The organism is Parasedimentitalea maritima (assembly GCF_005771405.1).
In the GTDB taxonomy this organism is placed as follows: domain Bacteria; phylum Pseudomonadota; class Alphaproteobacteria; order Rhodobacterales; family Rhodobacteraceae; genus Parasedimentitalea; species Parasedimentitalea maritima.
The window spans coordinates 32,876-56,899 of record NZ_VAUA01000006.1; the positions used below are offsets into that span (position 1 = coordinate 32,876).

14 protein-coding genes and 1 pseudogene are annotated in these 24,024 nt (G+C 54.7%); 1 reads left to right on the forward strand and 14 read right to left on the reverse strand.

From position 1 onward, the window contains the following. Positions 1 to 6 precede the first annotated feature (6 nt). On the forward strand, positions 7 to 2,154 hold the full coding sequence (locus tag FEE96_RS12670) for a serine/threonine-protein kinase (protein WP_138163461.1): 2,148 nt from the start codon (positions 7 to 9) through the stop codon (positions 2,152 to 2,154). Positions 2,155 to 2,180: 26 nt separating this feature from the next. Here FEE96_RS12670 and FEE96_RS12675 read toward each other — a convergent pair whose 3' ends face one another. The 14 genes and pseudogenes from FEE96_RS12675 to tssH all read right to left on the reverse strand — a co-directional run bounded on the left by FEE96_RS12675 (position 2,181) and on the right by tssH (position 24,020). Then, positions 2,181 to 2,903: a PP2C family protein-serine/threonine phosphatase gene (locus FEE96_RS12675; protein ID WP_138163462.1), complete on the reverse strand. Its 723-nt coding sequence runs from the start codon at positions 2,901 to 2,903 to the stop codon at positions 2,181 to 2,183. After that, positions 2,900 to 3,577, reverse strand: a complete 678-nt coding sequence (gene tagF, locus FEE96_RS12680; RefSeq protein WP_245227171.1) for a type VI secretion system-associated protein TagF — start codon at positions 3,575 to 3,577, stop codon at positions 2,900 to 2,902. Before tagF ends, FEE96_RS12675 begins: the two co-directional genes overlap by 4 nt. Before the next feature lie 5 nt (positions 3,578 to 3,582). Beyond that, the gene (gene tssM, locus FEE96_RS12685; RefSeq protein ID WP_138163464.1) at positions 3,583 to 7,146 is read right to left on the reverse strand and encodes a type VI secretion system membrane subunit TssM; all 3,564 of its coding nucleotides are present in this window, start codon (positions 7,144 to 7,146) and stop codon (positions 3,583 to 3,585) included. Then, positions 7,143 to 8,555, reverse strand: a complete 1,413-nt coding sequence (gene icmH, locus FEE96_RS12690; protein WP_138163465.1) for a type IVB secretion system protein IcmH/DotU — start codon at positions 8,553 to 8,555, stop codon at positions 7,143 to 7,145. The genes tssM and icmH overlap by 4 nt, the downstream gene beginning before the upstream one ends. A gap of 13 nt (positions 8,556 to 8,568) precedes the next feature. Continuing rightward, positions 8,569 to 9,909 carry a type VI secretion system baseplate subunit TssK gene (gene tssK / locus FEE96_RS12695; protein WP_138163466.1) on the reverse strand — a complete coding sequence of 447 codons (1,341 nt, stop codon included), beginning with the start codon at positions 9,907 to 9,909 and terminating at the stop codon, positions 8,569 to 8,571. 39 nt (positions 9,910 to 9,948) lie between these two features. Beyond that, complete coding sequence (gene tagH, locus FEE96_RS12700) at positions 9,949 to 11,460, reverse strand: type VI secretion system-associated FHA domain protein TagH (protein ID WP_138163467.1); 1,512 nt, start codon at positions 11,458 to 11,460, stop codon at positions 9,949 to 9,951. Positions 11,461 to 11,468: 8 nt separating this feature from the next. Continuing rightward, positions 11,469 to 11,768: a PAAR domain-containing protein gene (locus FEE96_RS12705; RefSeq protein ID WP_138163468.1), complete on the reverse strand. Its 300-nt coding sequence runs from the start codon at positions 11,766 to 11,768 to the stop codon at positions 11,469 to 11,471. A gap of 18 nt (positions 11,769 to 11,786) precedes the next feature. Next, positions 11,787 to 12,398, reverse strand: a complete 612-nt coding sequence (locus FEE96_RS12710) for a DUF6931 family protein (protein ID WP_138163469.1) — start codon at positions 12,396 to 12,398, stop codon at positions 11,787 to 11,789. Positions 12,399 to 12,407: 9 nt separating this feature from the next. Continuing rightward, positions 12,408 to 14,507, reverse strand: a complete 2,100-nt coding sequence (locus FEE96_RS12715) for a type VI secretion system Vgr family protein (RefSeq protein ID WP_138163470.1) — start codon at positions 14,505 to 14,507, stop codon at positions 12,408 to 12,410. 63 nt (positions 14,508 to 14,570) lie between these two features. Beyond that, positions 14,571 to 18,821, reverse strand: a complete 4,251-nt coding sequence (locus tag FEE96_RS24050; protein WP_342770970.1) for a type VI secretion system contractile sheath domain-containing protein — start codon at positions 18,819 to 18,821, stop codon at positions 14,571 to 14,573. Then, a pseudogene (tssB, locus tag FEE96_RS23810) lies at positions 18,813 to 19,316 on the reverse strand (type VI secretion system contractile sheath small subunit); the annotation flags it as partial. The pseudogene tssB and the gene FEE96_RS24050, both read right to left, overlap by 9 nt. After that, on the reverse strand, positions 19,309 to 20,133 hold the full coding sequence (locus FEE96_RS12725; protein WP_245227173.1) for an ion transporter: 825 nt from the start codon (positions 20,131 to 20,133) through the stop codon (positions 19,309 to 19,311). The pseudogene tssB and the gene FEE96_RS12725, both read right to left, overlap by 8 nt. Before the next feature lie 63 nt (positions 20,134 to 20,196). After that, positions 20,197 to 21,294: a hypothetical protein gene (locus FEE96_RS12730; protein WP_138163473.1), complete on the reverse strand. Its 1,098-nt coding sequence runs from the start codon at positions 21,292 to 21,294 to the stop codon at positions 20,197 to 20,199. A 17-nt stretch (positions 21,295 to 21,311) separates the two neighbouring features. Beyond that, positions 21,312 to 24,020 (reverse strand): type VI secretion system ATPase TssH, encoded by a 2,709-nt coding sequence (gene tssH, locus FEE96_RS12735; protein WP_138163474.1) that lies wholly within the window; start codon positions 24,018 to 24,020, stop codon positions 21,312 to 21,314. Positions 24,021 to 24,024 lie beyond the last annotated feature (4 nt).

Sequence of the window (24,024 nt, forward strand, 5' to 3'; positions counted from 1 at the left end):
GGCGTCATGATGGATTCTCGCCCCGGTGACTTGTTTCAGCCTGGTGACTTGTTGAACAATACCTATCGCATCGAAGCCCTTTTGGGCCGCGGTGGGACATCAGATGTCTACAAGGCACGTTCGGAGATATCAGGAAATCTGGTAGCGCTGAAGGTTCTAAAACAGGAATTGGCCGGCAACGAAGACTTCACTGTGCTGATGGCCCGCGAAGAGAATATTCGCGAGATCCGCCATGATGCAGTTGTCAGGTATTCTGAAAACCACCGAACCCCGGATGGTCACATCTATCTGTTGATGGACTTCATTGATGGTCCGGGCTTGGATAGGAAACTAAAGCAAGGCCCTATGTTGGCCGAGGATTTGCTTATTGTCTGTCGCCGGGTAGCCGAAGGGTTACAGGCAGCACACTCCCGCAACATTGTTCACCGAGACCTCAGTCCGGATAATATCATCCTGCGTGGCGGGGATCCCTCGCAAGCAGTGATTATTGATTTTGGTATCGCCAAAGACACTAACCCCGGCGCCCAAACCATCGTTGGCAATGAATTTGCCGGCAAATACTCTTATGCTGCTCCAGAACAGATGAGCGGCAACACTGACGCCCGTGCGGATATCTATTCTTTAGGGGCATTATTGCTGGCCAATTTTCGCGGAGCGGCTCCCAATCTGGGGTCCAACCCGATGGAGGTGGTTGAAAATAAACAGAAACCTCTGGACACTTCAGGCGTTCCGCAACCCCTTAAGGGGTTGATTGATCGAATGTGTGCCCCCGATGCAGATCAGCGTCTGGCAAGTGCAAGTGCCGTTTTGGCCTATCTTGATGAACCCCAATCCGAAGCGCCCATAGACATGGAAACTCCTGTCGAGGAGACACCAGACGAGGCAACAGTGATTGCTTTTCCCACAGAAAAGCCCGCTATCAAACCCTCTGCCCCTGCACCCAAACAACCCTCTCGCGGGCCAAAAATCGCGGTTGGTCTGGCGGCAGTTCTAATAGTCTCCGCCGCTGGCGGCTATTTCTCTGGCCTGTTTGATGATTTCCTTCCATCGCCATATCCCTCAGCAGACCCCTATACACTGATCGTGGAAAAACTTCCGGAAAACGCCGCGCAGGCTGTTGGATATATGCCGTCCGAGAACACCCGCGAGGCACTGAGCAAACTGGCTGACAGTGAAGAGGTATCTCTGGCCTCTGGTGAGATTGCCGACAGCTGGGGGCAGGACGTGATTGCAAGCTTACAGCCGCTGGAAGAACTAGAAGAATGGCGTTTTGTGGTTTCCAACAATAAGGCCAGACTGACCGGCACAACTAATGATGCCGACTTATTGGCTCGACTAAATGCTGTTTTTAGATCGGGACTGCCCGGGGCTCTGGAAGGCAAAGCTGACATCTCTTTTGTGTTGCCAATTCTACCTGTGGACGATGTCCGCTCCATTTTGCAGACCCAATCGGATTGCGGTTTGTTGCAAGCCCCGCTGAGCGGTTCGGTCGAAGGATATGGCCCCAACGATTCAATCACCATTGCCGGCCAAGTAGCCGAGACCGCCACACGGGTTAATCTGTTTGACGCCCTGCGTGCCCTGGCTGGAGAACGTAAAGTGGTGTTGGATCTTGAGGTTTTGAACCCAACCCTTTGCCTGATCGAGCAACATTTGCCCAAGGCCCCATCTGGCGCCGCAACGGTGGCCTTTACCGTCGGCGATCGCAACGAGCCAAACCCTTCGGGACGGTTTTTTGTTGGTGAAAACCCGGTGATTGATGTGGTGTTGCCGCCTGAGATGACCTCTGGCTTCCTAACAGTGTCTATCCTTGATGTTTCGGGTAACGTGTTTCATTTGTTGCCAAATATATCGCGCCCTGACAGCTCTATCGAGACATTGCGCAATGGACGTGACGGCGAAGTTCGAGTTCGGGTGGCATTTGGCTTGGATGCGTCGTCCACTGGAGGCGGTATTGCGTTTAGAGTCGATGACAGTTCACTTGGCAAAAGCAAAATCCTAGTTCTGCACTCGTCATTGCCACTGTTCGACGGTATGCGCCCAACATCCGAGAGCGCAGTGGGTTTTGCTGAAGCCTTGCAAACCAGTTTCGAAACGGATGCAGGTCGCATTTTGTCGCTGGATAGCAAGTTGCTGATTACGGCCCGTCCCTGACGCGGAACGTGTTTGAAATTATCGTGTTACAACACATCCACGACAATGGCCGAAATATTGTCAGCACCACCGCCCGCTAGAGCGACCTGCACCAGCCTCTCAACCACGGTTTCAATTGGGGTCGTACCAAGAATATCCTGCAACATAGCAAATGTAGCATATTTGGTTAACCCATCCGAACAGATCAGAAACCGATCTCCAGATTGAGCTTGACCGCGGATTTTGTCCAATTCCAGTTCATCACCAACGCCCACTGCGCGGGTTATTGCGTTGGATTGCGGATGCTGTTCGGCTTCGTCCCAGGTCATTCTACCGGCCAGTACATATTCGGCCACAGATGAATGATCCGTAGTCAGCATTTCAATGAGGCCATTTCGCAACCGATAAATGCGACTGTCACCGGCCCAAAGCCCGACGAAATGCCCATTTGCCATCATCAGTGCTACAACCGTCGCTCCAATCACTCCAGAACCGCGCGCTTCAGCTTCGGCTCGGATTAACCGATGAGCCCCACAAATAGCATCACGCAGGGCATGCATACGCGCGGCGGGATCTAGCCCCAGCGGAATCATTGCCACTGCATCGGCCACCGCCTGACTGGCAAAGTCGCCAGCCTGATGCCCCCCCATGCCATCTGCAACCAACCATATGTTGTGATCCGGAAGCGCCAGAACGGCGTCTTCGTTTACTTTACGCTTCAGCCCCACATGTGTCTGCACTGTGTAGCGATAGTTGTGCGATTGGCTCATAGCGGTCGTGCCTCGCTCCAGATTGGCGCCGCCAGATCGAACAGCCCCATCGCGGCGTTTCCGCGAGGCAATCCCTGACTAATCATCAAGCGCGGGACGCCGTCCAAAATGGTTGTCCAAAGACTGGCACCGCTGAACTTTTGCCCCAACAAATCCCCAGCCAAAAGGCTGGGTAACGCCGCCGTACTGTCTGCTCCCGTCATGACCATACAGCCCTCGGCCCCACGCAAAGGTGGATGCACGCGCGGTGCGGGAATAGGTATTTCGGCCAGATCGCTGGCCAGTTTATCACGTGTCATACTGTCCTCCAGTGCTGCCAGTGCCAGATCTTCCAACCTTTCAAAAAGTGCAGATTCAGCCAAGTGTGCCAATGCGGCCGGCCCTGGTGTGGGTAAGGCAGCCATCAACGTCAGCGGAAATCGCCGCCCAACCCGATCAACCGACGGCATCAGCACGCCAATCACTTTTTCTACCCCCGCCAAACCGGGTGACAAAGTAAACCGCCAAATTGGGGCCGACATATAGTAGCCATCCCAGTACGGCCCATGAGAACCCTGCCCGGCCAAAAGCACGCCTTGCAACCAATCATCCCAAACCCGCACAAATCCAGGCGCCGGCGCAATCCGGAAAAAGTCGCCAACTGATGGCATCTTACCAAAAGCTCCAAACCCCATGGCCATCACATCGACTTGGGGCAGTTGAATTTTGCCATCGCTGGTAGCGCAAAGGGATTGATGACTGATCCCGACTGTAGCTCGAACAACGCCAGCCGACCTCCTACGCGGAAATTGACCCGGCGACGGTCAGATACATTGGTGCGCCGCACCTCGGCTGCATCCAAAAGGCGGAACCAGGCCCAGGGTCCATCCCGTGACATGGTGTTTTCATTGTCACGTTTCTTGGGAGACAGCGTAATCCGCGCCAAGCCAACAGCCCCCGGCCAAGTCACGGCAACCGGAGTCGGCGCACCCGAGCGATGCCCATAGGCAACCTTTGACCCATCAATTTCCAGTAAAACCTCTTTGGCTTTGGGGTCCAGTGCTTTGGGCGTGATCTGAAATTGCACAGCAGGCGTTGGCCCTGTAGCAAAAAAGGCGTCGCGAATTTCAGCCGCATATTGCATCTGAACCAACACTGCGGGGCTGATCCCCAGATCAACGTCGTTGACCCGCTTCCAAGTCCAGGGACGAGTTCGAGTATCCACGTATTTCGCCAGGTTTTCATTGAAAAACCCATCGATCAGCCCACCGGGTGAAAACAGCTTGGCAAAATCTGCCATTGCCACATCTGCCCTCGCCCGTCTGTTGAACGGATAACGATTGTCCAACGCTTGCGTGCAGAACGGTAGAACAGAGGCCTGCCATCGCGCATTGATCGACGCGCGGGTGCCCTCTGATGTGATACCCGACGACCCTGTAGAAATCTGCGAGGCCCAGCGTTGCACGGGACCGTCGACCCGAGAAGCGGATTGCTGAAACTGCAACAGCGCCTCACCACCAGTGGCGACACCACTAAACGACATTTTGTTCAGCTCTTGATAGACCAGTTGCAGCGTCACCATCAGGTCATCCAACTGCGAAGGCTGTCCTTCTGGGCGTTGCACCAGATTGTGCAGCCATTGGAACCGCTCTTGAACATAGGATCCGGGCGGTTTTGGAGGAACGCCCCCAGTATCGCCTGTGGATTTCACCAATGCTTCCAGCAGAATTTGACCCTGAATGGACAGATTTGACCGTGCTTCAATTGCGGCAACCTGTGAGGCCCCACCGGACAGCGCCGAAGTATCCAGCGTCGCGCGTTCCGTAGCGAGGCTAGTTTCTTTGGACACCTCGGTCAGAATGTTGGTGATTGGTGACGTTGGTCCAGACAACACATTGGTAACCTCAACCGCATGACTAAGGGATTCAAGAGGGATGATATCCACATCTCCCAAGAGTGTGTCATAGCGAGTGATGTAATCGTTGTAATACAGATCCAACACGTCTCTGCTCAGTGCCAGTAACGCAGCGTTGCTCTGCTCCTCCTCGCTACGTTGTCCCAGCACCCAGGCTTCGCGTTGTACCCGTTCAGCAACACTGACAGCTTCTGGCAGGAAGACATCGTGGAAGCCGTCATAAGTGAAAATTCCCTCAATACCTTCGTTCAAGGGCTTGCCCGAGCTCCGCACCAGCACGCGCTTGACAGAAGGCCCACCAACTTCGGTTAGACGCCATTTTGGCAGGCTGGTTGCAGTGTTGGAATTGATGATGCCGTTGTAAACACGCTGTGCCAGCGGCAGCTCGGACAACAGTCCCTGAACCTGCGCAATCAGCGGCCCGTTCAGTGCCACTTCCTCCATCGGCTGCGTCAAGAGCGCGGTCATATGATCCATTAAATCGTTGCGGAGCTGCGCACGCGCAATGCCCGGATACGCCACCAGTTCCCAGTCGAGCCGCATCCATTCCTTAACCAGGTCCTGATTCATGGGGCCCTGCAGGCCCAGCATCAAATAGATTTTCAGTGCCTCATACAACAGATCAGGGTTGTTGATGTTGCCTGTAATCTGCTCCTCAAGGCGCACCAGTAACCTTGGCAGTAGTCGTTGGTTCAAGGCAGCACGGTAAGTCTGCGCTGCCTGAGTACCAACCACTTCGCCCTGATACAGCCCATAGGTCATTTCGCGTTCTGGTTTGGGGTCAGACAAAACTGGGTTGGCAGGCAGATCCCGCAACAAATTCAGCGCTGCAGCCACCGGAACCAGATCTGTATCCCCTACTGGGCTGGGTGGCAGCGTTGCTGCGGCGGCTTGGTAGGCCTCTACCTGGTCTTCGGCTTCCTCAATCAACTCTGCATTTTCGAGAAAAGAGTTCACCCACAAGCTACCCGTAGCCAACGCAACCAGAATCGTTGCAGTGATTGCAATCCTCCGTGTCCAGCGATAGCGGCGTTCAACTTTGTCATCTGCGGACACTAGCCCCGCCTCGGGGAACATCACACCTTCGAATAATCGGGTCAAAAAGAACGACCGCCCGGTGCCCTGCCCTGTCCCAATCGCCTGACGACCAATGCCAAAGGTCTGCGCCATGCCCAGCATCAACCGGTCGATCGGCGTGCCTTCTTGCGTACCCGAGGCAAAATAAATCCCGCGCAACATCTGTCTTTGATCATAGCGATTATCCTGAAACACCTCGTTCAAGAAATCCCGGGCTACGGTCCGAACGGAGGCGACCTGAGCTGGGAAGCCAGCCACCAGCGCCCGGCGTTGATGATCTGTCTCGACCTGCATTTTTTCCAGCAGCTGCGCATTGAGTTGCCCTAGCAACAACGCAAATTCTTCGTCGAATCGGGCAATTGGAGGCTCGTCTTTCTTGCCCTTAGGCAAGGGCAGAGTGAATCCCCACACCTGTTCACGGTCTTCTTTGCCCAATATGTCGTGAAATTCGCTGAACCCAGCAATCAGATCAGCCTTAGTGAACAACACATAGACCGGGAACCGCACGCCCAGCTTTTCTCGCAGTTCAGACAATCGCCGCCTTACCGCCTGCGCATGCCCCTTTTGGGTAATCTCGTCCTGTAGTGATAGGTCCGACAGTGAAATCGCTATTATCGCCCCATTGATCGGCTGCCGCTTGCGGTACTTTTTGAGCAAGCCCAGAAAACCAATCCAGGCTGCATTATCCGCCTCAGCGTCGCTTTCCTGGGTGGTGTACCGGCCAGCGGTATCGATCAAGACTGCATCGTTGGTGAACCACCAATCGCAGTTTCGCGTGCCACCTACCCCGCCAATGGCTGCTTTGCCCAATTTTTCGGCCAGCGGAAACTGCAACCCGGAATTGACAATAGCCGTGGTCTTGCCTGCACCTGGTGGGCCGATCATCACATACCAGGGCAAATCATTCAGGTGTCGTCTGCCATTTTTGGATTTGCGCAGCTCAACCATCGCCAGTTTGAACTTGCCGCGCAGCTCGCCGATTTCCTCGGCCAGCACGTCATCTTCGCTAGTGTCCACAGACTCAGCAATTTCATCGGTCATCTCGCGGTCTTTGCGACGACGGCGCCAGAAAATTAGGATGATCAATAAAAGGAAGAACACCCAGATCAAAGATATCGTGACAATGCGCGAAGTCACACTGTCAAATGGACGCCATGTTTCGCCACCAATTAGCGGGGCAAAGTACCAGACACAGGCAGACAGAACCGCTGCAAAAATCAGTAACAACGAATAGATCGATTTGAACAGCGGTACGATATAACGGCGGATCATTGGTCACTCTCCTGCACCAGCAGTATTTCGATACGCCGATTGCGGGCGCGACCCTCGCGGGTACCATTATCTTCCAGCTGTTCTTTGTCAGCGCGGCCCTCTGCGGACAGACGGCTTGGATCAGTCAGAACCGCCGCCATACCCGCCATCACCGATTTAGCGCGCGCAAGCGACAGGTGCATATTCGACGGAAAGCGGGACGACCGGATTGGTACATTGTCCGAATGACCAACCACAATCAGTTTGCCTTTTTCTTCATTCAGAGCCAGCGCCAGACGGTCTATCCGAGGCACAAAATCGGCAGCGAGTTTGTCCGATCCCGACCCAAACATTCCAGACCCGGCCACCCGGATGATCAACGTGTTCCCCTTTTGGAAAACTTCGACAATACCTTCGCTAATTTCCGGTTCCAGAAATCCAGACACCTTAGCAATTTGGTCCTCAACGGTGGGTGGAGGTGGCGGCGGAGGTGGGGGTGGAGCGCGCCGTTCCAATTCGGCTACCGGCCCGGAATCTACAATGGACAGCTGACCAATCACCCGCTCTGTCTGGTTCGACAGGGCCCAGGACAAACCAACAAACTGCATCCCCAGCAACATTATGGTCACGGTCAATGCAATCCAGACCAATCGCCACGCCGACAAGGCTTTAAACGGTCTTTTCAGGCCTTCCCAATGTGGTGCAAGATCGCGTTCAACTGGCCCGCGTTGTGCCCGAATGATCCGCGCCAATGCCCCCCGGATTTGCATGTGTTTTTCCGGCCCGCCTTGTTCAACCCGCAGTCGGCCCTCAAATCCCAGCGACATGCACATATAGAGGAATTCCAACATATCGATATTGCTGCCCGGCTCTTTCTCCAACCGTGCCAACAAGTCATAAAAACGGTCACCGCCAACGGTTTCGCGGTGAAAAGTGCCAACCATCGACTGCAAACCCCAGCTGGACTGGCCTCCCCATGGGGTATTTAGCACCACATCATCCAGCGTTGCGCACATCGCATAGCGGGCAATTTTAACCGTCTGCGCGGTGATCCCGGCCTGAAGGGCACGGTTTTCAAACCCGCGCACCTCAGCCACTACACTTTGGCGGAGTTTATCCGGGTCCATGTGCTGGGCGCGGTTGCGAATGCGGCTGATCAAAGCAAACAACGTTGATGCACAGGCCGTCAGTTGGTTCATCCCTGTCAGGGCCATCTGCGATGTTTTGCCGGATGTCGGCGAAGCCGCTGCAGGCTGGGTCGGAGTAGCCTGAGGCACACCAAAGGCATCGCCGCCTGCAACTGGTGCCGGTGCTTCCGGCGTCATTGGCGAAGGTTGTGGCGTCGCAGTTCTACGACCCCCGGGATTGGGTCGGATGACCGTTTTATCGGTGTCATTCGGTTCCGCAAACGGGTCGTCGTGATCAGCCATGTCTTATCCCCGTTTAAGTGTTGCGAATGGCCCAAAGTTCCATCTTCAGCCCCGGATATTGCCCCGACACATGCACAGCGATACCACCCGAAGTGGTCATCTTGCGCCAATAGGGACTGTCACCATCCATCTCAAAGTAAACCACGCCGGCGTGGTAAGGTATTTGGCGCGGCGCCACTGGCAAAGGTCGCAAGGTGATCCCCGGCAGCGCAGAGTTGACCAACTGTCGAATTTCTTCGACAGGACCAATTTTTGCCTGACCTGCAAAATGACGACGCACATCTTCCGCTGGGATGTCGGCGTTCACAGCCAGTACGAAACCTGCATTGCCCAACAGTTTGCGGTCGGCGATTACCCCTACCGAAATGCCATACTTGCGCGCTTCCAGCGGGATAGAAATTGCCGTCTGTTCCAGCACAGAACTGAGGTATTGCCGCAGTGTGCGGATCAAAGGTGCAAAACACGCGCTTAGATTGTCATGAGTATATGGTGGGAATTCGGGTACTTGTTTGTCGGTCGACATCAGTACTGACAACTCCCCTGCCAGCGCCGCGCACGTGACAAACAAAGTCTCCGGATGCAGATTTTCGATGTTTGCCATATGGCGAACCACCGGCAACATCCGGTTGACCACCATTAGCAACATGAAATCTGAAACCTCGGCCGCCCCACGGGTTGTCCCCCCTTCGGCCAACCGGCCCGAGAGCGCCTCCATCCGATGTGCTAACAACCCCTCCAGTTCGCGCAAAAAGCCGGAAAGTGCGGGGGCTGCTCGGACATCCAAACAGGACGGAATATAGGCCTGATCAAGGATGATTTCCTTATCCGGACGAACCTCGATAATGCGGGCAACGGGCACTGACAGCCGGTCGGCAAGATCATCCACCTCAAGCGCAAACTGCAATCGCATTTTGCCCACATCAAGATCTACTGGCTTGCGTTCGCTGCTGGTAACATCGCTGACCTCTTGCTTGGACGGGCGCAAACGGCTGGCAGACATTTCCGCCCCGGACAGATCCACTTCAACAGCGCCTTGACGCCGTTGAGGAACGGTCAAATAAACCACGCAATCTTTGATTGTTGTTGGCACTTCCAGTGCAGGCGGGTGTGGATCAGCCATTGGCACCCGAAACACGGTGCCGTCATGGGTCAGGCCTTCACAGCTTTTTAGTGCAAACTGTCCAATTTTCAGGGCCTCATGGTCGATTTCCAGCCCGTTTACGCCCCAGGCATAGGGGCGCATCCGACGCGCCAACCCAGTCACCAAAGCCTCGGTATAGCGATCAGATTGCTGGAAATGATGCGGTTGCAAAAACAACCCCTCGGTCCAAAGCACTTTACTGTCCCAGGACACCTGGTTCTCCTCATTCTAGTTCGGCGTAAATGGCGCCGCTTATTCTTTTAGCCTGTCCAGCTGCTGCTTGTAGGCACGCGAAAATTCACGGCTGAACAAATCATGAAAATCATTTTCCGCCTGGTCTGAAATCTCGGTATACAGTTGTTCATAGACGTCCCAATAGCGCGCCTTCTTGCCCTTAAGCAGCCCACCCAGCCCACTTTTTTTCTCGATCTGTGTTTCCAGTGTTTTGGGATCTAACCGTTTCAAGACACCTTTCAGCGCTGCTTCCATGCCGGTCAGCATTGCCACCTCATGCGCCTTGATATCGTTCAGCGCCTGTTCGGCGGCAGTTTCCGGACTCAGATATCCCTTGGTGGCTGGGCGTACCATGGCCTCTACCGCTTGCTCCGGCGTGATAGAAAACTTAAGCGGATTGTTCCCCCCGGAAGAAATCATTGTCTGCTCGATGCGGAACTCTGACTTGATCGAGGCGCGGGTCATCAAGATTTCGCGCAGCCCAGTGACGAGAGTACGCATTACCCGCCCCATACGTGCCAGCGTATTGTGATGGTCTTCAGCATCCAGCTTCAGATCTTCGGCCCCTAAACCACGTAAGAAGGACTCGATCGCATCAGACTGTTCGGCACTGGACGGCGATGTTGGGGGCGATTTTGTTTCTGGTGCCTCTTCGACCTCAACAGGTCGAGTAGCAGGCTGAAGCGTTACAGAATCGTCGGGTGCAACCTCGAGTTCAGAGACGTCTTCTGGAAGGGCTTCCTCAATCAGAGATCCCGCTGCCGGTAGTTCCTCCGCTGGCGACGGTGCACTGGGGGGTAGCGTTGTTTCTGGCTGGCGATCAGGTTCTTCGCCAATACCGGACAAAAAGTCATCATCCCAGTCGTCAGGAATTGCCGCGGTAGACTGTGCCATCTGCGGCGCAAATGCGTCCTGCGCTGACGGATTGTGGGTCGGCAGACTGGCGCCCTCTCCTTCCCGCCCATCAACAGGCTTTTGGAAAAATGGATCCTCTTCCTGCCCCATCGGCGGCAGTAAGTCGTCGATGGGATCCACTGGGTTTATCTGCGACGGTCCGGTTGGTGTAGGCGTCCCCAGAAGATCATCAAGAAAATCTCCACCAGGCCCAGCATCATCCAACAGTTTCATCGGGTCCGGCGCGTTTTCCGCCATTCCGTGTGATGCAGAAGCCTGCGCAGCCGGGGCCGCGATCATATCGCCGACCTCAGCCAACTCACTGCGGATCTCCACCACCATTTCATAATTGCCAACACACAATACATCCCCGTTGTTCAACGGGGTTGGCGTACGGCCTAACGGGATTTTGGAATAGTTTAAGAAAGTACCGTTTGAACTGAGATCAACCACGACCAGATTGCCGTTGTGGTCCTCGATCACACAGTGATTGCGTGACAACAATTGGTCGGGATCGGGTAACACCAGATCATTGCTGTCGCCACGCCCAATCGTCAGGCTGGGACCACGCATTGGAACTGGAGCGGCATCACCGGGAATGGTGCCCGAACTCTGGAATTTTAGTGTCACTGCCATTGGTGGCGTCATCCTCCAACCAAAACCGTGAACTCGCCTTTGACGATCATACCCCCGCAGGCGGCATTATCCATGATCCGTGCCGCAGGCAGACCACAGATCAATACCGTCATTGACCCTTTGATAATGGGATGCGGTGGCGCCGCGGTACACATATCCGTCAACCGTGCTGCAGGCAACTTTCCGACTAGCACAGTAACTGCACAGGGCGGTAGAATCGGTGTCGGCACTGGAAGCACCGGTGGAGGTGGAATCGACGGCAACATGCAGGCATGCAGGTCCGATACGCGAGCTTGGGGCATTCCCATATCTTAACCTTCTCCTCGTTACGCTTGGTCGTCCATGGCATGAACCGGTTCCATCTGCCCATTACCACCACGCCCAATATTCAGCGCGCGCTCGACCAGAACACGGCCATGCTCTTCAAACTTATCAGACAATTCCGATAAGGCTACCATATTCATGGCAAAAGCCGCTGTTTCCGATGCCCCTGCCGGAGCAGGATATTGTTTCAAATCTCCCGGACCAAGGGTGCCATCGCTATACAACACGGCCAGTGCACAATTCACCGTGTCATCATCGACATAGGCATTGTCCAACGTGATCCGAGCCGCATCGCGGTTTTCTTCCGAAGGCTCATAAACCCAAGCCTCGGCAGCCGTTAACGACGGCGGATCTTTATCTGAGCGCGGCCCGATGTAATCGCGTGCGGCCATGCAAGCCCACCAGACCCGTTCACGTGGTGGCAACAGAATTGCCAATAATCTCAGCAGATCCACCAGTGCACCTTTGTCGTTCAACTCTTTCAGCACCACAGAAGCCTCTGCCGTCGGCGGTGACTGAAGCGGGGTTTTCAACAAAACATTGGCACGCGACAAAAGCTTTGCCACGGGGTCAGCAGGCATTTTCACCAGGTCATTGAACATCATTGTTGTCATTATTTCCACCTAGTTGATCAGCGTCAGACCGCCCTTAAGGGTCAGCATGCCATCACCCTTGACAGTTGTCATCGGTGACTTGGCTTCAACCATTCCAGAGCCTTCGATTTTGATCATTGGTCCTTTGATTGTCACCCCAGAATTATCGATCTTAATCGAAGATCCGCCAACCGTAAGCAAAATTTCAATGGCCGCTGTCATCTCGATTTTTCCAGAACTGACATCCACTGTCATGTTGCCCGTTTTTACAGTAGTCGCATCATTCCCAGTAATGGTCTTGGTGTGCTTGCCTTCGATGGTCTGAGTCTTGTCAGTCTTGATCTCGATTTCCTGAGACCCTGTTTCGATGGTGAAGTAATGATCTCCTTCTAGCAACGTTTCCGTGACGTGCTGTTTGACCACTTTGCTTTCACAGCCGTCCTCGTCATGTGCTCCGGCATCAATCTCATCCAGACCTATTGTCACCACCGATTTATTCTTAACCAGTCTTTGGTGATCTTTTTGCGCTTGCACGCGCATCAACTCAGCGTCTTTTTTGTCCTCGAACATCCATTCATTGTAACCGCCACCGCCTTTGGATGAGTTGGTTTTGAATCCCATCTGCGTCTGATTATCGGGGAGTGCGTAGGGCGGCATTGTATCTTTGTTGTACAACATGCCGGTGCAGATTGGCCGGTCCGGGTCCCCTTCCTCAAACTGGATAACCACTTCTTGGCCCATACGCGGCACCGCTACCATACCCCAGCCTTTGCCTGACCATGGCGTTACCACACGCACAAAGCACGAAGATTTCTCGTCATCTTCGCCTTCCCGATCCCAATGAAACTGCACCTTGATGCGTCCATGTTCATCGGTCCAAATCTCTTCGCCACTTTGCCCCACAACGGTGGCCGTATGCAGCCCGGCAATTTCAGGCCAGGCGGTATTCAGTGGTGCGCGGAACTGATCTTGCTTGGGAATAGCTCCAAAAGTAGAGGCATAGGCATCGCCTTTCATTTCTTCCGGGAAGTCCATATTTTTGGCCTTCAGGTCATGGCGCATCTCTTTTCCATCAGGACCCTTCCTACGCCGGCTCTCTCGCTCAGAAAAGTCGCTGGCCACCTGCAAATAGTGAACTGTATCCACCACCAAATACTCGGCATTTGCTTCGCGTTCAGGATGGTTTTTCAGTTTGAACGTATATCCCGTTCCCATAGTCCGCACACTTGTCGCCCCACGCCAGCGTTTATGCCGGATCGCTTCAGCTTCCATCCGGACCCGGGCCTGCGTGTTTCCCAACCCCGAATTTTTGCGATAATGGCCAGGGTAGTCATAGACCTCGTAATCCTTGTGCGGGTGGGTCCCTTTTTCAATCTTGTTGTTGACCTTAAGATCCGCTGTAGGTGACAGGAAATCAAAATCGTTCAACGTTACCTTTCCTTTGGTCAGAACCTCTTCTTTGCCCCATTCGGCGACGTGGTCCTTGCGCCGTCGGTCCGCATCATCACGCGCATGAAATTCAACGGTCGAGTTACCGTTAATAGGGGAATGACCGCTAATGCCATCACAGAGAAGCAGTTTCTCGGGCGCGTTCTTATCGCTGGTGCTATCAAAGTAATAATAGATCCCCTCCTCCTCCATCAGGCGGCAGAGAAAATCAAAATCGCTTTCCCGGTATTGCAGGCAATATTCGCGTTCTTCATAGCTGCCGCTTGTCCGGTCACGAAAATCGTTGAGCCCATATTCCCCAAAAAGCTGTTTGATGATGTCGAGCGCTGAAATGTTCTGAAACACCCGACAATCCTGTGTGCGGGTCAGCAGCCAGAACCATGGGCGCACTTCGGCGACGTAATGACCATACCCATCGCGCATCCCCAGGTTTTCAACCGAAATGCACAGGCCAGAAAACTTCTGATCAGTACCATCTTCGGTCTGCACATGCAGATTCATAGTATGGCCAACAATCTGATCCAGCTTCTCGGACTTGTTCTTAGACTGGAATTCGACCGTGGTTTCGGTCAGCTTGCTCAACCCCTCACGCACGATGGCGCGCTTCAACAGCAGTTCGCGAGCTTTATAGCTACCTGACATCCAAACCAGGCTATGCTCATGTGGTTTACTTTCGGCCATGGCGCCTCCTTTCACCGGGGAAAACCGGGCGCAAAAAATATGTTAACTCATCAATCACTGACATCATAAATCATCCAATAAGGCGGCCAGGTCTTCGTCCATGTCGCCGTCGTCATCGTCATCATCACCGCCAAAGCCGGCGAGAAGATCATCCAGGTCGCCGTCACCGCCTCCCAGATCCAAATCGTCTAACCCCAGATCATCTTTATCATCCCCCTCCGCGTCCGCAGACGCAACAGGCTTTGGATTCGGTGGTGAGGGTTTCGGCGCGGGCACCCCGGTCCAAGGGCCTAGAATTTCTCCTCCGGCAAGCGACGCAAAGGAGGTCAGACGGATTTCATCCCGTCCTTTGACCGAAGAAACAGCCATGAAACCACGCTCTTGTGCCAGAGCAATCTTATCCAAGTTGATGTTACGCTCTGTGCAGGGCAAGGCCACCTGATCGCCGTAACGATCATTGACATAGTGGAACGGAATCTCGCCCAGCGACATAATTTTCCCCAGTCCCATCGAAGCGCCGTTTTGCTTGAAAGACCTCGCCAGAAGAATTGCCACCAGCACCACCGGATTGGCCCAAAGCATTCCACGCAGCCCTTCAGCCTCGGTGAACTCCTCAAATTCAAACTCGTAGATGGGTTCACTTTTGGCCCCATAAGGGCGGCGCAGCATAAACCGTGGAGATATCAGCCCCAGATGTCCTGCCTCTGCCATACCGCGCAGCGTATCCCAGGCCGACGCTACCAGGGCAGGCAGTTTGGCTTTTTCCGTATCCAGGAACCCGGGTGAAATACCTGCAAAGAATGGCGCATCAACATGCGCCGCAACCCGCGCAATCCGGCCCAACAGTTCAGCATGTGGCGGCGTTTCCTCAAACTGATACAGCCCGATCAACGCCGAATATCCGCCTCGGCCATTTTCCTCGTCCAGTGGTTCACCTGTCAGCAGTCGAACAAACCCACTTTCTGTCAGGTCTTCGGCTGCAGCCAGATCGGCGGCAAGCTCTTCGGCGGAGATGTCGTACAACATCACTTCCAGCGTGTCATCGACCTCAACCGAACGTGCGATCAGATCAAGCGAGCGCCACTGCCCCTCAAGCGACTGAAATTCGGGGTGATGCAACACCATACGCATCGCATCCGAGAGGGCCTCGTCCACCGCGCCAACCATCGCCGTCGCATCGGCATCCGGCAGCGCCCGGATATGCGGGCCAACCACACGGGCCAACAAATCCTGCACCGGCGAAGCCTGCCCCAGCTGATTTTCAGCATCTCCGATTAGCTGTTGAAAGGCGCTAAGGCGACGATCGGCTGGCACTGCATTACCACCGGATCGTGGTTTGGGTGGCTTGACGCGATTGCCATGCTTTTCACCCCATGCGCGCAGGGTCTTGGCCGCATGATCCGCCGTTACTCCGCTTTGCAATTGTTTGCGCAGCCCCACCAGTTCTGAAAACAACTCAACGTTTTCATACAACTCATCCGGATGCAGGTCGTCCAGCCCGCCCAGCTTAACAGCTATCCCAGTGCCATCTTTACCAATTGGCAACAGCAATTCAGTGACAAAACTCTCGATGACATCTTCAACCGTATCCGGATCCAGTAGGATTGCGCGGCGGGCCGCCAGTGCGTCACCTGTTTCAATCTGCCCTTTGGCAGCGCGGCCTGAAAAATCCCCCAGAATTGCTAGCCGGAATCTCTTGCGCACCAGTTTTTGAGGCTCTGGTCTGTCGCCGCTAATTGTCCCGTAAGCGAGTTCTGGTTCCTCATTCTGGTTGGGCTCAGCAGTGGCGGCTTTGTCGGTGTCACCACCACTGTCCAAATCCCCCAGCAAATCGTCCAGATCACTGCCCCCATCGTCGCTGACGTCATCCAATCCGCCAAGCAGATCATCCAGATCACCGCCCCCATCGTCGCTGACGTCATCCAATCCGCCAAGCAGATCATCCAGATCACCGCCCCCATCGTCGCTGACGTCATCCAATCCGCCAAGCAGATCATCCAGTTCACCGCCCTCATCGTCGCTGACGTCATCTAATCCACCAAGCAGATCATCAAGATCCACCTCGGCATCATCCTCTTCAGCACCTAATAGTGCATCCAGATCCGAGTCATCCCCCTCCAGATCCCCCAGCAAATCATCCAATTCACTTCCAGTGTCTTGAGCGTCCTCCGCCTCTGACGTAGCTTCTTCCTCCAATCCAGAAAACAACCCATCCAGATCGTCATCTTCTGCGTCTTCAGCCAGATCCAGATCACCCAACAAATCATCCAGATCCGAAGCCGCGGAATCATCTTCACTATCGCTAGACGTGGGCTCATCCGCTTCCATCGCAGTGTTTGTATCCTCAGCGTCAATATCAGCCAGAAGTGCGTCCAACCCGTCACCGTCAGTTGGTGTAGCTGGAGGCTCTTCCTCCGTTAGCCCACTTAGAACATCATCTAGATTCAATCCCTCCGAACCGTCCTCTTCAGGGGAATCCAATCCTTCCAACATATCTTCCAACGAATTTTCTTCCGACGTAGGGTCGGCTGCCTCAGGCAAACTGCCCAATGCCTCAGCAACAGGATCAATTGCCTGCTCTTCAGGTACCACATCCAAATCGCCAAGTAGATCCGCTAGGTCATCTACTGGCGCGTCTGCAATATCCTCTGCCACCTCAAGCGCAGCGAGGTCGCCAAGCACATCAGCGCTGTCATCCTCTTCTGGCGCGTCGATCTCAACTGCCGCCAAACTGTCCAAGGCGTCTGACGCGGCAGTGTCTTCTTCCTCAGTGGCCTCTAGCGCGGCGAGGTCGCCCAGCACATCGGCGTTGTCGTCCTCTTCAGGCGTGTCGATCTCCACTGCAGCCAAACTGTCCAAGGCATCCGACGCGGCAGTGTCTTCCTCCTCGGTCACCTCCAGCGCGGCGAGGTCGCCCAGCACGTCTGCACTGTCGTCCTCCACTGGCCTGTCGATCTCCACTGCGGCCAGACTGTCCAAGGCATCCGACGCGGCTGTATCTTCCTCCTCGGTCACCTCCAGCGCGGCGAGGTCGTCCAGCACGTCTGCACTGTCGTCCTCCACTGGCGTGTCGATCTCCACTACAGCCAAACTGTCCAAGGCATCCGACGCGGCAGTGTCTTCCTCCTCAGTGACCTCCAGCGCGGCGAGGTCGCCCAGCACATCGGCGCTGTCGTCCTCTTCAGGCGCGTCGATCTCCACTGCAGCCAAACTGTCCAAGGCATCCGACGCGGCAGTGTCTTCCTCCTCGGTCACTTCCAGCGCAGCGAGGTCGCCGAGCACATCAGCGCTGTCATCCTCTTCAGGTGCATCGATTTCCACTGCAGCCAGACTGTCCAAAGCATCCGACGCGGCTGTATTTTCTTCCTCAGTGACCTCTAGCGCGGCGAGGTTGCCCAGCACATCGGCGTTGTCATCCTCTTCTGGCGTGTCGATCTCAACTGCAGCCAAACTGTCCAAGGCATCCGACGCGGCAGTGTCTTCTTCCTCAGTGACCTCTAGCGCGGCGAGGTCGCCGAGCACATCAGCGCTGTCATCCTCTTCATGTGCATCGATTTCCACTGCAGCCAGACTTTCCAAAGCGTCCGACGCGGCGGTGTCTTCTTCCTCAGTCACCTCCAGCGCGGCGAGGTCGCCCAGCACATCGGCGCTGTCGTCCTCTTCTGGCGTGTCGATTTCCACTGCAGCCAGACTTTCCAAGGCATCCGACGCGGTGGTGTCTTCCTCCTCGGTCACCTCCTGCGCGGCGAGGTCGCCCAGCACATCGGCGCTGTCATCCTCTTCTGGCGTGTCGATTTCCGCTGCAGCCAGACTTTCCAAGGCATCCGACGCGGCAGTGTCTTCCTCCTCGGTCACCTCCAGCGCCGCAAGGTCGCCGAGCACATCGGCGTTGTCATCCTCTTCAGGCGTGTCGATTTCCACTGCTGCCAGACTTTCCAAAGCGTCCGACGCGGCGGTGTCGTCTTCCTCAGTGACCTCTAGCGCCGCAAGGTCGCCCAGCACATCGGCGCTGTCATCCTCTTCTGGCGTGTCGATTTCCACTGCAGCCAAACTGTCCAAGGCATCGGACGCCGCAGTGTCAACTTCTATAGCAACTTCCTGTGCAGAAAGGGCATCCAGTACTCCGACACTCATATCTTGTGGTACAGGCGCAATTTCGACCGCCGCCAGGCTGGCCAAGGCCGATGCAGAAGTGTCTTTTTCTGGTAAATTTTCAGGGGCCTGCGCACTCAGATTTGCCAGGATATCACTGCTTGTATCCGCTTCAGGTTCTGCCAACGCAACACCACGCAGACTTTCCAGCGCGTCCTCCATATCCGCACCGGGGACTTCTGACGACAGCGCTGACAACAAATTAGTATCGCCTAAAACCTTCTCGATCAGTGCTTCAGCCCCGGACTTCCCATCCATATAGGCCATCAGATTGCTCAACTGGCTACGCGCCTCCAGCAAGGGCTGCAGCGCATCCACTTTGGCGGCGATGGCACCCGGGGAAAAATCCGCCATCTTTTCAAAAGTCAGGTCAATCGCCAGATTGCCCTCACCCGTCAGCGTATTAGGCACCGAGAATGCAGCTCTGGGTGCCATTGCCCTCATCCGGTCGTCAAAATTGTCAACGTCAATTTCAAGAAACTTACGATCCGCCACCGCCGGCTGCGCCACCTTGGATTTACCAGCAAGGTCGCTCATCACACCCATGACAAATGGCAGTTGAACTTTCTTTTCGGCACCGTACAGCTCGACATCATATTCAATCTGCACACGCGGTGCCCGGTTGCGGGCAATAAATTTTTGTGAACTATCAGCCATCGGTCTCTCCCCTTGCTGCCGCAAGTTCTGCGCGTAACGCGCGGATTTCACCGTGCAGTTCTTTCACATGCTCATCGATTATATCTGTTTCTGACCGTACCAAATTGCGCAGCTGTTCAAATTCTGCTTCGGCGTCATCTTCCACAGCTGTCTGCATCGTGTTGACCAACAAGCCGATGAACAGGTTCAACACGGAAAAAGCAGTTATGATGATAAACGGGACAAAGAATGCCCAGGCCATTGGAAACTCTATCATCACTGGCCGCACAATGCCCATCGACCAACTTTCCAACGTCATGATTTGGAACAACGAGTAGAGTGACCGCCCAAGAGTCCCAAACCATTCGTCGAATGTAGCGCCGTACATCAGTGTCGCCATGACGGCGAAGACGTAATAAACAATTGACAACATCACGATGACTGCGCCCATGCCGGGCAAGGCATCCAGCAGAGCCTGCACAACGGCTCGCATCTGCGGCACCACCGACAATAGCCGCAAGGCGCGCAATACGCGCAGCCCCCGCAACGCTGACAGCCCCCGTGTGTCAGGCAAAAAGCCGATCGAAACCACAACAAAATCAAAAATATTCCAGGCCGATGCAAAGAACCGCCAGCCATAGGCAAAAAGCTTTAGCGCCAACTCAGCAACAAAAATCGCCAACACGGCGCGGTCAATCACTGATAGCAACCCGCCGATCTGATCAGTCACCATTGATGACGTACTAAGCCCGAGCGTAATCGCATTGAAAATGATAACGCCAAGGATCGTATTCCTGACGCTATCCTGCTCGACAAAGGCCCGAGCACGGTCTCTCATACCTATCTCTGGCTTGGCTTCCATTTGGTGTTGCACTCTCCGAGGGTTCCCTTTGTTGCAGCTTCAGAAAGCTTTGGCCGCGCTGGAGGTCACATCAGCAGCATTTTTGAAGAAATCAGCCCATTTGTTTGAAGTATCCAGATTTGCCACTTTCTTGGGCTGTGCCTTGACCAAATCACCCTTGGCCTTTTTCAACGCCGCCAGTACATCGGCAGGCTTGCCGCCTAGCTGGGTTTCGAACTTCACGAGGTCAGCCTTGCCGCTTTTCAGATCTTTCTGCGCCTGCTTGATGGTTTTATCGCCGCTTTTGTCGCCGTCGAGTTTGGACAGAGCAGTGTCAAATTCCTGTTTCACCTGCCCCACCTTCAGGGTCATCGCCTCATGGTTTTTGTTCGCAGCCTCAATTGCAGTCAGCGCCTTGTCGATCGCCTTTTCCGCATTGCTCACTTCATCTGCAGCGATCAAAACATTGGCCCGATATTGCTTGGCGTATTCCGCGATATCCTTGGCGGTAGAAATCACCAACGATACCGACTTGGTCAATAACGCCACCGCCCCAAGGATAGTCGCTACCAGCAATGGAGTCGCTGCACCCGCAGTGGCTACCGTCGCCACAACAGCAAAGGCGATGGCGGTTGCCACCACGACAAACTTGATGACTGTCCAGATCAGCTTGCCGTGATCTTTCTTTAGCTTTGATCCTTCCTGGATCTTCTTACAGCCTGCGTCATGGGCTGGCTTGGTCAATTTACCGATAGCATCCTGATACATCTTTTGCGCTTCCGCCCCGATTTTCACCAACTCGTTCTTTTTGAACGCGTTCATCTCGTCCGAGGCTTGTTCCACCTCTTTTCCAGTTGGCGGAGTCTTGGCGTATTTCTTGGTAAATGCCTTCTCCATCGACATCATTTCTTTTTCGACGCCATCCAGAAGCTTTTGAATCGCCTTCATGAGACCTGCCAGAGTCTTTTTATAGGCCTGCTGAATGGCCTTGCCGACAACCACAAGGTAGGAACTTTTACTGGTGTCACTGATCTTTGTCAGACCGGAGTTTGTCCAGCTGAAGGTGGCATCCCCCTTTAGCTCGACATATTTCTTCGAGCTGGTCATCTTCATTTTTTCAACGACTTTGTAGCCACTTGCTTCCATAACAAACTGCATTGGTTAACCCCCTGAAATCAATCGAATGAATAGCTGAACTCACCGTCATCAATATCGATTTTGACCTTCTCAACCTCTTTGCCTTCCATCAGGCGGCGCAGGAATTCAGCTGAGATGTCAGGCAGCATCGTATTGGTCACAATTGCGTCGATCATCCGCCCACCAGATTCCAATTCCTGGCAACGCTCAACGATCTTATCGACCACCGCATCCGAATATTCGAACGGCACATTGTGTGACTCCATCACCCGCTTTTTGATCCGGTTCAGCTGCAGCACAGTGATCTTAGCAATCATGTCCGGGCTAAGTGGATAATACGGAATGGTGACCAAGCGACCCAGTAGCGCTGCTGGGAAGATTTTTAGCAGTGGGTCGCGCAGCGCCTTGGTGATGCCATCTGGATCGGGCAGCAGATCCGGATCACTGCACAGATCCATGATCAGTTCAGACCCAGCGTTTGAAGTCAGCAGGATAAGAGTGTTTTTGAAGTCAATCACCCGGCCCTCGCCATCCTCCATGACGCCTTTGTCAAAGACCTGGAAAAAGACCTCGTGCACATCGGGGTGGGCTTTTTCGACCTCGTCCAGCAGCACAACCGAATATGGTTTGCGCCGCACCGCCTCGGTCAACACACCGCCTTCGCCATACCCGACATATCCCGGAGGCGCACCTTTCAGGCTGCTGACGGTGTGGGCCTCTTGGTATTCGGACATATTAATGGTGATGACATTCTGTTCGCCACCATACAGCACTTCGGCCAGCGCCAGTGCGGTTTCAGTTTTACCCACGCCGCTGGTCCCGGCCAGAAGGAACACGCCAATGGGTTTCGACGGATTGTCCAACCCAGCACGGGATGTCTGAATGCGCTTGGCAATCATCTTCATCGCGTGATCCTGGCCGATCACCCGTTTGGCCAGATGCTCTTCCAGGTTCAGAATAGTTTCAATCTCATCGCTGACCATGCGGCCCACCGGAATACCAGTCCAGTCACCAACTACCGATGCCACCGCCTGGTGATCCACAATCGGCAGGATCAGCGGGCTTTCAGCCTGCAGGGTTTCCAGTTCAGCATTCTTGTCCTTGAGCTGCTGCATCAGATCAGCGCGAGCTTCATCGTCCAACGGACTATCACCAGCCTCTTCCTCGTTTTCGGCGGGAGCGTCCACTGGCGCCGCGCCTTCGCGTAGCTTGGCGCGCAGATCCAGGATCTCTTCGACAACGGCCTTTTCTGCATCCCAACGTTCGGTCAGGCCAACCAGCCTTTCTTCCTCGGCTGTTTTAGCAATCTCTACCGCTTCACGACGATCGCCGACCTCATAGCCTGCGGTTTCATCACGACCAATGATAAGCAATTCGGTAGTCAGAGCCTCAATCCGGCGCTGACAGTCATCTACCTCGGCTGGTACAGCGTGTTGACTAACCGCAACGCGGGCACAGGCAGTGTCCAATAGGCTGACTGATTTATCTGGCAGTTGCCGGGCTGGAATATAGCGTGCCGACAGGCTGACCGCTGCCTCGATGCCTTCGTCCAGCACCTGCACGCGGTGGTGCTTTTCCAACATTGACGCAATACCGCGCATCATCAGGGTCGCTTTGGGGATGGAGGGTTCATCCACCTGCACCACCTGAAAGCGACGGGTCAGGGCCGGATCTTTTTCAATGTATTTTTTATATTCAGCCCAGGTGGTTGCGCCAATGGTGCGCAGGGTGCCACGCGCCAACGCCGGTTTCAGCAAGTTAGCCGCATCGCCGGTACCCGCAGCCCCCCCTGCCCCAACCAAAGTATGGGTTTCGTCAACAAACATCACAATCGGCGTAGCGCTGGACTGCACCTCATCAATCACCTGACGCAAACGATTTTCAAACTCGCCCTTCATGCTGGCCCCGGCCTGCAACAGGCCCACGTCCAACATCAGCAACCGAACATCATGCAGTGCTGGTGGCACGTCACCACGGGCAATGCGCAGAGCAAAGCCCTCGACCACCGCTGTTTTACCAACGCCAGCCTCCCCGGTCAGGATCGGGTTATTCTGGCGACGGCGCATCAACACATCAACGATTTGGCGGATCTCTTCGTCCCGGCCAACAATCGGATCAATCTCACCATTGCGGGCCTGCTCGGTCATGTCAGTGCAGTACTGTTCCAGCGCCTCGCCCTTGCCCATGGCCGCCGGCGCCATCGCGTCTGACGCCTCGCCCGGAGCCGCACCACCGCCTGTGGTCGAACCATCCTGCGCGCCCATGGTTTCTTCGGGCGAACCATGGGTGATTGAGACAAAGTTGTCTGCCAGATCATCCGCCCCGATGCGTGCAAGTTCGGGCGTCATCGACGACAGGATATTGCGTAAGGCCGGGGTTTTCAGCATTCCCAGCAACAGATAGCCACTGCGCACCTGATTTGCCGAATACAACAGCGACCCCCAAACCCAGCCTCGCTCCATCGCGTCCATCAGGTGATCCGACAGATCTGAGATCGTCGAGGCCCCACGCGGCAGCATATCCAGCGCCCGCGTCATTTCAGCCGCGATTTTACCGGGATCAAGATCATAATGTTCAACAATCCGGTGCAAATCGCTGTCTTGCCCGGCAAGAATCTGATGCATCCAATGCACCAGTTCTACATAAGGGTTGCCCCGCATTTTGCAGAACACAGTAGCGCTTTCAACAGCTTGATACCCCAATACATTCAACTTACCAAACAGGGCAACGCGGCTAATCTCAGTCATGTCA

Bases quoted from the DNA above. Each gene is read 5' to 3' on its own strand.
- FEE96_RS12670 (WP_138163461.1), top strand. From the start codon at position 7: ATGATGGATTCTCGCCCCGGTGACTTGTTTCAGCCTGGTGACTTGTTG.
- FEE96_RS12675 (WP_138163462.1), bottom strand. From the start codon at position 2,903: ATGAGCCAATCGCACAACTATCGCTACACAGTGCAGACACATGTGGGG.
- tagF (WP_245227171.1), bottom strand. From the start codon at position 3,577: ATGGGGTTTGGAGCTTTTGGTAAGATGCCATCAGTTGGCGACTTTTTC.
- tssM (WP_138163464.1), bottom strand. From the start codon at position 7,146: ATGATCCGCCGTTATATCGTACCGCTGTTCAAATCGATCTATTCGTTG.
- icmH (WP_138163465.1), bottom strand. From the start codon at position 8,555: ATGGCTGATCACGACGACCCGTTTGCGGAACCGAATGACACCGATAAA.
- tagH (WP_138163467.1), bottom strand. From the start codon at position 11,460: ATGGCAGTGACACTAAAATTCCAGAGTTCGGGCACCATTCCCGGTGAT.
- FEE96_RS12705 (WP_138163468.1), bottom strand. From the start codon at position 11,768: ATGGGAATGCCCCAAGCTCGCGTATCGGACCTGCATGCCTGCATGTTG.
- FEE96_RS12710 (WP_138163469.1), bottom strand. From the start codon at position 12,398: ATGACAACAATGATGTTCAATGACCTGGTGAAAATGCCTGCTGACCCC.
- FEE96_RS12715 (WP_138163470.1), bottom strand. From the start codon at position 14,507: ATGGCCGAAAGTAAACCACATGAGCATAGCCTGGTTTGGATGTCAGGT.
- FEE96_RS24050 (WP_342770970.1), bottom strand. From the start codon at position 18,821: ATGGAGGACGCGCTGGAAAGTCTGCGTGGTGTTGCGTTGGCAGAACCT.
- FEE96_RS12725 (WP_245227173.1), bottom strand. From the start codon at position 20,133: ATGAGAGACCGTGCTCGGGCCTTTGTCGAGCAGGATAGCGTCAGGAAT.
- FEE96_RS12730 (WP_138163473.1), bottom strand. From the start codon at position 21,294: ATGCAGTTTGTTATGGAAGCAAGTGGCTACAAAGTCGTTGAAAAAATG.
- tssH (WP_138163474.1), bottom strand. From the start codon at position 24,020: ATGACTGAGATTAGCCGCGTTGCCCTGTTTGGTAAGTTGAATGTATTG.